Source organism: Pseudomonas peli (assembly GCF_900099645.1).
In the GTDB taxonomy this organism is placed as follows: domain Bacteria; phylum Pseudomonadota; class Gammaproteobacteria; order Pseudomonadales; family Pseudomonadaceae; genus Aquipseudomonas; species Aquipseudomonas peli.
In genome coordinates, this window is the sequence record NZ_FMTL01000002.1 from 784457 (window position 1) to 796486 (window position 12030).

Annotated in this window: 13 protein-coding genes; 8 read left to right on the forward strand and 5 right to left on the reverse strand. The window is 61.8% G+C overall.

Annotation, left to right across the window (positions count from 1 at the left end):
- Positions 1-28 precede the first annotated feature (28 nt).
- The gene (locus tag BLO50_RS12545) at positions 29-1594 is read right to left on the reverse strand and encodes a methyl-accepting chemotaxis protein (protein ID WP_090253212.1); all 1566 of its coding nucleotides are present in this window, start codon (positions 1592-1594) and stop codon (positions 29-31) included.
- A 261-nt stretch (positions 1595-1855) separates the two neighbouring features.
- On the opposite strand from BLO50_RS12545, the gene rlmM reads away from it, so the two are divergent.
- Positions 1856-2911 (forward strand): 23S rRNA (cytidine(2498)-2'-O)-methyltransferase RlmM, encoded by a 1056-nt coding sequence (gene rlmM / locus BLO50_RS12550; protein WP_090253214.1) that lies wholly within the window; start codon positions 1856-1858, stop codon positions 2909-2911.
- Positions 2912-2915: 4 nt separating this feature from the next.
- On the opposite strand, the gene BLO50_RS12555 is transcribed toward rlmM, so the two are convergent.
- On the reverse strand, positions 2916-4457 hold the full coding sequence (locus tag BLO50_RS12555) for a CocE/NonD family hydrolase (protein WP_090253217.1): 1542 nt from the start codon (positions 4455-4457) through the stop codon (positions 2916-2918).
- 187 nt (positions 4458-4644) lie between these two features.
- Between BLO50_RS12555 and tusA the strand changes: the two genes are divergently transcribed.
- Positions 4645-4896, forward strand: a complete 252-nt coding sequence (gene tusA / locus BLO50_RS12560) for a sulfurtransferase TusA (RefSeq protein ID WP_090253220.1) — start codon at positions 4645-4647, stop codon at positions 4894-4896.
- A complete protein-coding gene (locus BLO50_RS12565) occupies positions 4896-5351 on the forward strand; it encodes a gamma-glutamylcyclotransferase family protein (protein WP_090253223.1) in 456 nt (151 codons plus the stop codon). The genes tusA and BLO50_RS12565 overlap by 1 nt, the downstream gene beginning before the upstream one ends.
- Here BLO50_RS12565 and BLO50_RS12570 read toward each other — a convergent pair.
- Entirely contained in the window at positions 5309-6391 is a 1083-nt protein-coding gene (locus BLO50_RS12570; RefSeq protein ID WP_090253225.1) for a DUF3080 family protein, read from the reverse strand. The genes BLO50_RS12565 and BLO50_RS12570 overlap by 43 nt on opposite strands.
- Positions 6391-7770 (reverse strand): MATE family efflux transporter, encoded by a 1380-nt coding sequence (locus BLO50_RS12575; RefSeq protein ID WP_090253227.1) that lies wholly within the window; start codon positions 7768-7770, stop codon positions 6391-6393. Before BLO50_RS12575 ends, BLO50_RS12570 begins: the two co-directional genes overlap by 1 nt.
- 169 nt (positions 7771-7939) lie before the next feature.
- Here BLO50_RS12575 and pdxB point away from each other — a divergent pair, with 169 nt between their 5' ends.
- Positions 7940-9088 carry a 4-phosphoerythronate dehydrogenase PdxB gene (pdxB, locus tag BLO50_RS12580; RefSeq protein ID WP_090253231.1) on the forward strand — a complete coding sequence of 383 codons (1149 nt, stop codon included), beginning with the start codon at positions 7940-7942 and terminating at the stop codon, positions 9086-9088.
- Positions 9089-9121: 33 nt separating this feature from the next.
- Here the strand turns inward: pdxB and BLO50_RS21835 are convergent, their stop codons facing one another.
- Positions 9122-9298 carry a PA1571 family protein gene (locus BLO50_RS21835; RefSeq protein WP_338110971.1) on the reverse strand — a complete coding sequence of 59 codons (177 nt, stop codon included), beginning with the start codon at positions 9296-9298 and terminating at the stop codon, positions 9122-9124.
- A gap of 152 nt (positions 9299-9450) precedes the next feature.
- Here BLO50_RS21835 and BLO50_RS12585 point away from each other — a divergent pair, with 152 nt between their 5' ends.
- Genes BLO50_RS12585 through BLO50_RS12600 form a run of 4 tightly spaced genes read left to right on the forward strand, consistent with a single transcriptional unit; the run spans position 9451 to position 12012 of the window.
- Positions 9451-10566: an ATP-NAD kinase family protein gene (locus tag BLO50_RS12585; protein ID WP_090254107.1), complete on the forward strand. Its 1116-nt coding sequence runs from the start codon at positions 9451-9453 to the stop codon at positions 10564-10566.
- Between the two features lie 24 nt (positions 10567-10590).
- A complete protein-coding gene (locus BLO50_RS12590) occupies positions 10591-11166 on the forward strand; it encodes a DUF1287 domain-containing protein (RefSeq protein WP_090253235.1) in 576 nt (191 codons plus the stop codon).
- Positions 11167-11189: 23 nt separating this feature from the next.
- On the forward strand, positions 11190-11630 hold the full coding sequence (locus tag BLO50_RS12595) for a thiol-disulfide oxidoreductase DCC family protein (protein ID WP_090253238.1): 441 nt from the start codon (positions 11190-11192) through the stop codon (positions 11628-11630).
- Positions 11623-12012, forward strand: a complete 390-nt coding sequence (locus tag BLO50_RS12600) for a DoxX-like family protein (RefSeq protein WP_090253240.1) — start codon at positions 11623-11625, stop codon at positions 12010-12012. The genes BLO50_RS12595 and BLO50_RS12600 overlap by 8 nt, the downstream gene beginning before the upstream one ends.
- Positions 12013-12030: the final 18 nt, after the last annotated feature.

Here is a 12030-nt window from a genome sequence, read left to right on the forward strand (position 1 = left end):
GCACTGCGAGGCAGTGCGCGGTTACACCTTAACGGTTGAAGCGTTCTACCAGCGCGTACTGACCGTGTGCTGTGGCCGTCAGGGCTTCGCTGAGCAGGGCAGTGTCATGTGCTTCACCGGCGGTCTTGTCGGCCAATTGGGCGATGGTGGTGATGCTGCGGTTGACCTCATCAGCCACCGCGCTCTGCTCTTCGGCAGCGGCGGCAATTTGGTTGGCCATGTCGGTGATATTGGCCACCGCGTCGCTGATGCCGGCCAGAGCCTCATCGGCCTGCTGCACACGTTCAACCCCTTCGTCAGCCTGTTTGCGGCCGATTTCCATGGTCAGCACCGCCTCTTCGGCGGTGCGCTGCAGCTTGGCGATCAACTGGTGAATCTGCCCGGTAGATTCGGCGGTCCGCTGCGCCAGTGAGCGCACTTCATCGGCCACCACGGCAAAGCCTCGGCCCATTTCGCCAGCACGCGCTGCTTCGATGGCGGCGTTGAGGGCGAGCAGGTTGGTCTGGTCGGCAATGCCTTTGATCACATCGACCACACCGCCGATTTCAGTGCTGTCCTGGGCCAGGCGGGTCACTGTTTCACCGGTATCACCCACCGATTGCGATAGGCGCTGAATGGCTGCGCGGGTTTCTGCGGCAATGCCACGACCGGCGCTGGTCAGGCGGTTGGCATCCTGGGTGGCGATTGCGGTACGGGCGACGTTGCTCGCCACTTCCAGGGTGGTGGCGGCCATTTCATTGATCGCAGTGGCCACCTGGTCGGTTTCGCTGCGCTGACGCTCAAGCCCGGCGGAGCTGTTGTGCGCCAGGGTGTCGGCCTGCTTGGCTTGCTGGGTGAGCTGTTCGGCGGTGTCCTGCAAGCGCGTCAGGCAGGTTTTCAGGCGCGCTTCCTGGCTGAGGATGGACATTTCCAGGCGGCCCTGGGCGCCGCGGCTGTCGGTGTACATTTGTGCAATCAGCGGGTCGGAGGTGGTCTGGTCGGCCAGGCGCAGCAGGCGTTTAAGGCCACGCTGTTGCCAGTTCAAGCCGGCCAAGCCGAGCGGCACCGAGAGCGCCGCTGCCAGGGCAAATCCCCAGCTGGAGTCGAGCCAGGCACCGATCAGGAAGCCGATCTGGCTGACCAGAATAAATGGCAGCCAGTCCTGCACGATTGGCAGCCAGCGATCACTGCCGGGAATGGCTGATTTGCCGCTGTTGATGCGCTGGTATAACGCCTCGGCCCGGCGGATCTGCTCGGCCGTTGGTTTGACCCGAACTGACTCATAGCCCACCACTTGGTTGCTCTCTGTCACCGGCGTGACGTAGGCATTGACCCAATAGTGGTCACCGTTCTTGCAGCGGTTCTTGACGATACCCATCCACGGCCGGCCTTTTTTCAGGGTGTCCCACATATGCTGGAACACCGCTGCAGGCACGTCCGGGTGGCGCACCAGGTTGTGTGGCGCACGAATCAGCTCATCGCGGCTAAAGCCACTGATCTCGACAAAGGCGTCATTGCAGTAGCTGATCTGGCCTTTGAAGTCGGTGGTGGAAATCAGTCGTTGCTGCGCGGGGAAGGTGCGCTCGCGCTGAGTAATAGGTTGATTATTGCGCATGGCGTTTTTTATTCCTTTAAACGTTACCGGTACTTCGGCCGTTGCTGGCGGAAGTTTAGCCCGTGAATCCAGGCGTAACCGACAAGGGACAGGTTGTGGCCGTGTGACACGTTGTTTTGCTGGGGCGGCCGATGAGCGGTTGGCAGGCTCTAGAGCCTTGCGCAGTGGCGTAAGTCTAACCTGCAGATCAGGAAAAGGCCGATGCAAAGCAAGCACAGGCGGGTGACTCGGCTATGATGCGCGCCTTGAGGAGAGTCGCTGATGAATACGTTGTTGTTGCACTGCCGTCCGGGTTTTGAAAATGAGGTGTGCGCGGAAATCGCCGAGCACGCCGCGCGTCTGGACGTTGCCGGTTATGCCAAGGCCAAGCCGAGTACCGCCTGCGCGGAATTTATCTGCACCGAGGAGGACGGTGCCGAGCGCCTGATGCGTGGGGTGCGCTTCAATCAGTTGATCTTCCCGCGGCAGTGGGCACGCGGGGTGTTTATCAACCTGCCAGAGCTGGACCGGATCAGCGTGCTGCTCGGCCATCTGGCAGATTTTCCGGTATTTGGCAGCCTGTGGCTGGAAGTGCTGGACACCAACGATGGCAAGGAGCTGTCGAATTTCTGCAAGAAGTTCGAGGCGCCGCTGCGCAACGCCCTGACCAAGGCCGGCAAGCTGGTCGAGGATGCACACAAGCCGCGTCTGCTGCTGACCTTTAAAAGCGGCCGCGAAGTATTTGTTGGCATGGCTGAGACGAATAACTCGGCGATCTGGCCGATGGGCATTCCCCGGCTGAAATTCCCCCGCGAGGCGCCGAGCCGTTCGACGCTCAAGCTGGAAGAGGCCTGGCACACCTTTATCCCCCGCGAGCAATGGGATGAGCGCCTGTCCGATGAGATGACCGGGGTTGACCTCGGTGCGGCACCCGGCGGCTGGACCTATCAGCTGGTCAAGCGCGGCATGCTGGTGACGGCCATTGATAACGGGCCAATGGCGGAAAGCTTGATGGACACAGGGCTGGTCAACCACTTGATGGTCGATGGCTTCACCTGGACGCCTAAGCAGCCGGTGGACTGGATGGTCTGCGATATCGTCGAAAAACCGGCGCGTACTGCGGCGATGGTGGAAACCTGGATCGGCGACGGCCATTGCCGGGAAGCGGTGGTTAACCTCAAGCTGCCGATGAAGCAGCGCTACGCCGAGGTGCGTCGCTTGCTGCAGCGCCTTGAAGATGGCTTTGCTGCACGCAAGATCAAGGTGTCGATCGCCTGCAAGCAGCTTTATCACGACCGCGAAGAAGTCACTTGTCACCTGCGCCGCTTAGGTAAATAACCCCTCAGTGCCTGGCCAGTTGCGGCTGCAATGGCAGCAACTGCGGCCACTCGACGCTGCCTTGCAGCGTGCTGCTGGAGAGCTGCCAGGAACCGTTGAACAGGTATTGGCCGCTAAAGCCACTGATGCGCAGGCCCAAGGTGTCGCCCGCTTGTAGCTGCGCGCTGACGGCAGCCAGTTCTGTGCTGGCTTGCCCGTTGAGCGGGGTGACCTGTTCACTGAGCACTGCACTGCTGCCGTCGGCACGCTGGACCACCAGGGCGGCAAACAGTGTCGGCATTCCTTCAGCGTTTTCCAGATGCACGCGTGGCACGCCAACCAGCGCGCTGCTCGTCTGCACCTGTTGCAACGGGATAAAGCGCGCCGGTTGCAGCAGCCCGCTGCTAAATGGCCGAATTGCGGTGGCCGGCAGTTCGATTCGTTGATTGGCCGGCAGTTGTTGCAGGTCCACGCCCTGATCCAGATCGAGACTGACGCAGAAATCGGGAATGCTCGCTGCCACGCCTGTGCGCCCGCGCAGCTTGTCTTCGTACCAACTGATGATGCTCTGGTAGAGGTTGATCGCCCGACCGTCACAGTTCAGCACCGCCTCGTTATTGAACGGCGGCAGGCCGCTCCAGCGTTGCATCGGTGGCGGCAGAATATGCCCGCCCTGCATGCCGAGCAGGCGCACATCACGGGCGCCTTGTTGCAGGCAATCCCGAATCGCCAGGCCCTGGTTGAGCGGGAACAGGGTGTCGCGCATGCCTTGGATCAGCAAGGCATCGGCTTGTGGGCGCTGACCTCGTGCGCAGTAGCTGGTCAAGCTGTGGGCTTTGAGTTCGTCGCGCACCGGTTCGCGCATACGGCCATCAGCGCTTTTCAGGTAGGGTGCTTGGACGAACTTGCCCAGGTCATAGCCGGTGGACAGGCCCAAGCTGAGCAGCACGCTTGTCCAGCCGATTTTCAGGTGGCTGTCCGGGGCCAGGGCTTCGCTTAGGTCGTACCAGGTGGCTATCGGCACAATCGCGTCGATGCGCGGGTCCGTAGCTGACGCAAGCAGCTGCACTGCGCCGCCGTAGCTTTCGCCGAGCATACCGACCTTGGGGTCATTCGGTCCGTCCATGCTCAGGCGTGGCAGGTTGGCGGCGGCCCAGTCGATCACTGCAAGGGCATCTTGCACTTCATAGTCGGGGTCCATCATCTCGATATCGCCCTCGCTGCCGCCCCAGCCGCGCTGGTCGTAGCTGATTACCCAATAGCCAGCCTGCCAGGCTTTCACTGCGGCGCGACCGGACATCATCTGCGTGCCGTAGAAGCCGTTCGGCCGGGTGACGCGCCAGCCGCCCCAGCCGTGGGTGTGCACGATGACCGGAGCCTGCTCGCCAGCCTTCAGTGCAGGCTGGAATACGGTGGCCGACAGCCGTGTGCCATCGCGGCCATGGATCACTGCATCAAAGTGGGTGGCTGGTAGATCCTGCTGCGCGGTGACGCTGAAGTCAGGCAGTTGATCACGGGCGGCGCAGCCGCTGAGCAGCAGGGTGGCAAGTAGAAGGGCAAGGCGCATGAATGGCTCTTATTGGAATGGTGGACGCTGCGCAGCCTGCCTGATCAGGGCGTGGCTGCCTGCCCATCCAAGGTTGTGTTGACCTGTTGTCGGGCCAATCGCGCTACACAGGCGTTTTCCATCAGGCGCTAGATGACCTTTGGGTCAGCTTTGCGCGAGAATAGCGGCCTGCTACTGGAGCCAGCCGATGTCTTTGCAAACCACCGCCATTCCCGATGCCACCCTTGACGCCACTGGGCTCAATTGCCCCGAGCCGGTAATGATGCTGCACAACAAGGTGCGCGACCTGCAGGCAGGCGGCCTGCTCAAGGTGATTGCCACTGACCCCTCGACCCGTCGCGACATTCCAAAATTCTGCGTGTTTCTTGGCCATGAACTGGTGGAGCAGGCAGAAGAGGGCGCGACCTACCTGTACTTAATTCGCAAGAAACTCGACTGATGCAGTGGTACTTCGCCTACGGCTCGAATATGAACCTGGCACGCATGCAGGCGCGCGGCATGGTGGTGCTGGAGGCACTGCCGGGTCATCTTCCCGGTTACAGCCTGTGCTTTAACAAGCGGGCGGCGGATCGGGCGCCGGGGCGGGCCTACGCCAATATCCGTCATCAGCGCGAGGGGCGGGTGGAAGGTGTGCTGTATCGCCTGGCCGACGCTGGTGAGATCGCCAAGCTGGATCACTTCGAAGGTACGCCGATCTATTACAGCCGCGAATGCCTGCCGATTGTCGCGGCCCACGGCGTGCAGCCGGCCTGGGTGTATATCGCCAACCCGGTCTTTCGTGAAGAAGGGCTGTTGCCCAGCGCTGATTACCTGGCCCACCTGCTGGCGGGGCGTGAATTATTGTCCGAAGCCTACTGGTCGACGCTGTCAGCTTGGCCCGTCCATCCCGATTGACCGGGCGCCAGGCCGCAGCTGTTCAGCACGTCCTGCCAACTGCGCACATGCCGTGCGGTGGCCTGTTGAAAGTCCGCCCATAACGACGCCTCGTCACTGCTCAATTGCTGCAGGTATTCCCGCGTCGCTGGGGGTATCTGCGCAACGCCGCTGAGGCTGCGTAGGCTGCTGCTCCAGGCTTGGCCGCGTTGATCCACGAGCGCTAGGTAGGGCTGCAGGCCACCGGCGTAATACTTGACGAAGATGTTCTGTAGGGTGCGCGCACGTTCCGTGGCCTTGCCCGTGGGGCAGAGCGGCCGGCCCTGTTGGCGGCTTTGCAGCATGGCGCTGCCTTGGTTGAGGCTGTGGGTCAGGCTGGCCAGGCTGCTGATCAACTGGCCGCCCTGGTCGCTGGCATGCAGGGCGAAGAACAGCGGATCCAGCTGCTCGGCACTCGGCGGCAACGCATCAGGCAGCGCGCTGCCGATGGCGGCCAGCTGCGTTAGAGCATCCAGCGCCGCGTTATCCTCGCCTGCATTTGGCGGCAGCGGCTGTTCGGCAAAGCGCAGGTAGCGCTCGACCTCCGGGCTGGCATTCAGGGCATTCCAGAATACGCCGGGCAGCTGCGCACGTTTTTCTTGCGCCAGTTGTTCAAGGGTATTGCGCAGGGGTTGCTGGTCCTGGCTGCGCAGGTGTTCGCTGCAGGCGTCCAGGGCGCGCAGCAGATCGCCTTCGTAAGCCAGGCGGCTGCTGGGTGTGAGCTGTTTACCGAGGCTGTTGTTGCGCTGGCTGATCTGCTGTTGCAGGGCGGGGCAGCGACGCACATCGACCAACAGGTCCAGCAGGCTGATGCGCAGTTCGGCAATTTCTATCAGTCGTTCGCGCCGAGCGGGTAGGCGGTAACGGGTCAGTTCGCTGGAGTCGAAGGCGGTTGCCGGTTCGACATCCAGAGCATTGCTTAATCGCTGCAGGTAATCAGCCTGCAGCGCTAGGCCGTCATCGGCGGGCGTACAGGCGCATAGACAAAGCGCAGTGATTAGAAGCAGCAGGCGGGCGTTCATCAGGCCATCTTAGCGGCTCGAATGCGTTTGCGCGCGCTGCCGGCCAAGCGCACGGCGAGCATGCCGCCAGCGCAGGTCAGGCCGACCACCAGACCCTGCCAGAGCCCACTGGGACCACTGGGCTCGCCGAACCAGTCGGTCAGGCCGAGCGCATAACCCACCGGCAAGCCGATGCCCCAATAGGCGAACAGGGTCAGGATCATGGTGACGCGGGTATCCTGATAACCGCGCAGTGCGCCGGCAGCCGTCACCTGAATGGCATCGGAGAACTGGAACAGCGCCGAATAAACCAGCAGCGTGGTGGCTACCGCAATTACTGCACCGTCTGGGGTATAGATCTGCGCAATCTCTTCGCGCAATAGCAGCATCAGGCTGGCCGACAGGCAGGCGTAACCCAATGCCGCCGCCATGCTCACCCCGGCAGCAAAGCGCGCTTCACGCGGCTCGCCACGGCCCAGCGCCTGGCCGACGCGCACGGTGGCGGCCATGCCCAAGGAATAGGGGATCATAAACACCATGGAGCTGAAGTTCAGGGCGATCTGGTGCCCGGCCACCACGGTGGCGCCCAGGCCGCCGATCAGCAGAGCAATTACCGCGAAAATGCTCGATTCGGCGAATACCGAGATGCCGATCGGCAAGCCGACCGAGAGCAGGCGTTTGTGCACCGGCCACTGCGGCCATTCGAAGTGGTTGAAGATTTTGCTCGCCTGATAGAACGGCGCCCATTTCACCCACCAGAGCATGCTCAGGAACATAAAGCCCATCACCAGGCCGGTGGCCCAACCGCAGCCGACGCCGCCCATGGCCGGCAGGCCGAGCTTGCCGTAGATAAAGATGTAATTGAGCGGGATATTCAGCGCCAGGCCGCACAGGCCGATGACCATGCTCGGCCGGGTATGCCCGAGGCCGTCACTGAAGCAACGCAGCACGTGGTACAGCGCCACAGCCGGAAAACCGCAGGCCACAGCACGCAGGTAGCCCATGGCGGGTTCGATCAGCGCCGGGTCGACGTTCATCAGGCTGAGGACGATTTCTGCGTTCCACAAAATCACCGCCGCCGCGATGCCCACCGCCAGAGCCAACCACAGCGCCTGACGAACTAACGGGCCGATCTCGGTATGCGCACCTGCGCCAAAGCGCTGCGCAACCTTGGGCGTGGTGGCCAGCAGAATGCCGGTCATCAGCAGAAATACCGGCACCCAGATCGAGTTGCCCAGCGCCACCGCGGCCAGATCCTGCGGGCTGACCCGGCCGGCCATCACGGTATCGACGAAGCCCATGGCAGTATTGGCCAACTGGGCAATGATGATCGGCGTTGCGAGCTTCAGCAGGTTGTAGAACTCGGTGCTGGCGCGTTGCAAGCGGGTTTGGGCAAGCATGAAAAGTAGTATCCAGCTGGTATCAGGAAACCGTGCAGTCTACGCCCTGACGGCTTGGTCAGGAAACCTTGTTGCACAGTGTTTCAGCACAACGGGCGCATTGCTCTACTCAGCGTAGCCAAGCAGTGCAGGCAGGTTAGAATGCCGGCCTGATTTATGGAGCACAGCCATGCGCATCGTTGCTGATGAAAATATCCCCCTGCTTGACGAATTCTTTGCCGGTTTTGGCGAAATTCGTCGCCTGCCCGGCCGCAGTATCGATGCGGCTGCTGTCGCCGATGCTGACCTGTTGCTGGTGCGCTCGGTGACCCAGGTTGATCGCGCGCTGCTAGACGGCTCGGCAGTGAAGTTTGTCGGCACCTGCACCATCGGCACTGATCACCTGGACCTCGACTATTTCCAACAGGCCGGCATCACTTGGGCTAGCGCGCCGGGCTGCAATGCCCGCGGTGTGGTCGACTATGTGCTGGGCAGCCTGCTGGTATTGGCTGAGCAGCAGGGTGTTGATCTGGCTACGCGCACCTATGGGGTGGTTGGTGCGGGGCAGGTAGGCAGCCGTCTGCTTAAGGTGCTGCGAGGTCTGGGCTGGCGTGTGCTGGTCTGCGATCCGCCGCGTCAGGCCGATGAGGGCGGCGATTTCGTCAGTCTGCAGCAGGTGCTAGCCGAGTGCGATGTGATCAGCTTGCATACGCCGCTGGAACGTCTGGGTGAGCACCCGACTTATCACCTGTTCGATCACGCACGCTTGGCCGCACTCAAGCCAGGCAGCTGGCTGATCAACGCCAGCCGTGGCGCGGTGGTGGATAACCAGGCCTTGCGCGAGTTGCTGCCCCAGCGCAGCGATCTGCAGGTGGTGCTGGATGTCTGGGAAGGCGAGCCACAGGCCGATGTCGAGCTGGCTGCCTTGTGCCGCATCGCCACGCCGCATATTGCCGGCTACAGCCTGGACGGCAAGCTGCGCGGCACGGCGCAGATCTATCAGGCGCTGTGTCAGCACCTAGGCGTTGAGCCTATTACCGAGCTGGCGCAGCTGATGCCCGCGCCGTGGCTGAGTGATTTGACTATCGACCCCAGCGCTGATCCGGCCTGGGCCCTGGCCAGTATCTGCCGCGCCGTGTATGACCCGCGCCGCGATGATGCGGATTTTCGCCGCAGCCTACTGGGCGATGCGGTAACCCGGCGTGCGGCTTTTGACGGGCTGCGCAAGCACTACCCGATGCGCCGGGAGATCGACGGGTTGGAAGTATGCGTAAAGGGAGATGCACCGGCGTTGGCCAGCCTGGTGCAGGCGTTAGGTGCGAAGTTGAATCGGCTGTAGCGAAGGGCAGCGAATGCTGCCCTGGCGGGAAACTTATTTACGCTTGGTGGTTTGCTGTTGAGCTTTTTCCAACGCGTTGCAGGCCTGTTGGATCATCTCTTCGGTGATCGGGATTTCACGGCCCTGGGCGTCGATGACAAAGCCACCAATCGGCATTGTCGTGGTTTTTTGCGAATTCTGTTGTTGGCTGTGCATGGCTTGTCTCCTCATCGGTTAGCGCGATTTTATGAGTGTTAGATGAAGGCGCTATGACAACTGCGACGGCAGAAAACCGCCGCAAGACACAGGGCAAGTTAGCCATTGCAGGCACTGTGCCAGGGCCGGCAGGTATTGAGCTGGCAGGTATTGAATCAGAGGGTGTTATGGGGCTTTTCCATATTGGCTTGATCATCAACCCATTGGCCGGCCTGGGCGGCCCGGCGGGGTTCAAGGGCAGTGATGGCATGGCCGAGCAGGCCTTTGCTTTGGGCGTTGAGGCCAAGTCGGCACTGCGTACGCAAACTGCCCTTGAGGTGCTGTTGCCGCTACGCGAGCGCCTGGAATTCGTCACCTTTCCCGGCGTTATGGGCGCCGATCTGCTGAGCGAGATGGGTTTTGCTCACCGTGTGGTTGGTGAATTGGGCGCCGGCCCCAGCAGCGCAGCCGATACCCGTCAGGCAGTTGAGCTGCTGCAGAATGCTGGCGTGGCGCTGATTCTGTTCGCTGGTGGCGATGGTACGGCGCGGGATATCTGCGCCGCTGTGCGCGAAGGCCAACCTGTGCTGGGGATTCCGGCCGGGGTGAAGATTCAGTCCGGGGTCTATGCCATCAGCCCGCGTGCAGCCGGTGAGTTGACTGCGCGGCTGATCGAAGGCGGTCTGGTGCGCCTGAGCAGCGGTGAAGTGCGCGATATTGATGAAAGCGCTCTGCGTGAGGGGCGCGTAACCGCACGCTGGTACGGCGAACTGACGGTGCCGCAGGAAGGCGGCTATGTGCAGCAGGTCAAACAGGGCGGCGTGGAGTCCGAAGAGCTGGTGCTGAATGATCTGGCCGACTGGCTGCAGGAAAGCTGGGAAACCGATGTGCGTTATGTCTTCGGCCCGGGTTCGACCCTGTATGGTCTGGCGCAGAACCTCGGTATGCAGACCACCTTGCTCGGCGTCGATGTGGTCGAAAACGGCCAGCTGCTGGCCTGCGATGTAACCGAGGCGCAGCTGTTCGAGCTGGTTGATGGCCATCCAGCGCGTCTGTTGGTCACCGCCATTGGCGGGCAGGGCCATATCATCGGTCGCGGCAACCAGCAGATCAGCCCACGGGTGTTGCGCGCGATTGGCCTGGATAACCTGCGGGTAGTCGCCACCAAGCGTAAGCTCGGTACGCTTGAAGGCCGCCCGCTGCTGGTCGACAGTGGTGATGTTGCGCTGGATGATGCCTTTCCCGATGCCGTGCGTGTGTGGGCCGGTTATAAGGAAGAGCTGCTCTATACCGTGGGCAAGTAGCAGCTGGGCGATCAAGGAGGCGTGATGCGGGCAATTCTGCTGTTTGCATTGGCTATGTTGCTAAGCGCCCAGGCCTGGGCGCTGCAAGCTGATGTCCTGGTTACAGCGGCCCGCGAGCAGGTCGGCGTGACTTTGAGTTATGACCCCGCCTATCGCCGCCTGAGTTACCCCAATGGCGATGTACCGCTAAATACAGGCGTGTGCACCGATGTAGTGATCCGCGCCCTGCGCGAACAGGGGCTCGACTTGCAGCAGGCCGTGCATCAGGACATGCGCGCGAACTTTCGCCTCTATCCCAAGAACTGGGCGCTAAGCCGGCCCGACAGCAATATCGACCACCGCCGTGTGCCGAACTTAATGACCTGGTTTAAACGCCAGGGCTGGGCGCTGCCGCTTGGCCAGGATGCCGAGCGCTATCGGCCTGGTGATATCGTCACCTGGGATCTCGGCGGCGGCCTGACCCATATCGGCATTATCAGCGACCGTCAGGCCGGCAGCGGCGTGCCCCTGGTGCTGCACAATATCGGCCGCGGCACCCAGGAAGAGGACATTCTCTTCAGTTTTAAAATTACCGGTCATTACCGTATCCCGGCCGCTTAAAGGCCAGGCAGAAGGAGTTGGGCATGCAGGAGCAAGCACAAACACTTCCACCCCTTATCCAACCTGGCGAACGTGTGGTGCTGTTCGACGGGGTGTGCAAACTGTGCAACGGCTGGGCGAAGTTTCTGATTCGTCATGATGCTGAGCAGCGCTTTCGCCTGGCCTCGGTGCAGTCGGCCGAGGGCCAGGCGCTACTGGCTTGGGGCGGTTTGCCCACCGATCGTTTCGATACCATGGCGTTGATCGAGAATGGCCAGATGCTGTTGCGTTCGGATGCGGTGCTGCGCATCGTCGCGCAATTGCCTAAACCATGGCGCTGGCTGGCCTGGCTGCGGCTGATCCCTCGGCCTGCACGTGACTGGTGCTATGACCGTATTGCGCTCAATCGCTATCGGCTATTCGGTCGTTACAACAGTTGCCTAATACCAACCGCCGATCATGCCCGGCGCTTCTTGCATGACTGATCCCCGTCTACAGCAGATTGCCTGGCTCGCGCGTATCGCCTTGGCGCTGGTGTTTATCTGGCACGGCCTGGTACCGAAGATTCTCTGGTTAAGCCCTGATGAGCTGGCGATGATCCAAGTCCACAACCTGCCGGCTCCCGAATGGGTGGCGCGCATCGCTGGTCTGGCGGAAATCATTCTGGGTTTGTTGCTTCTTTGGCGGCGTCAGCGCTGGCCGTTGCTGCTCGCGGGTTTGCTGTTAGCCGGGCTGCTGCTTGATGTGATGCTATTCAGTCCCCATCTACTGCTGCAGGCGTTCAATCCGCTGTCGACCAACCTTGCTGCTTTGGCGCTGTGTTGGCTGGCTTGGCGGGCGGAAACGCCGCAATCGCTTCCTCATTAACGGGCGTCAGCGCCCCAG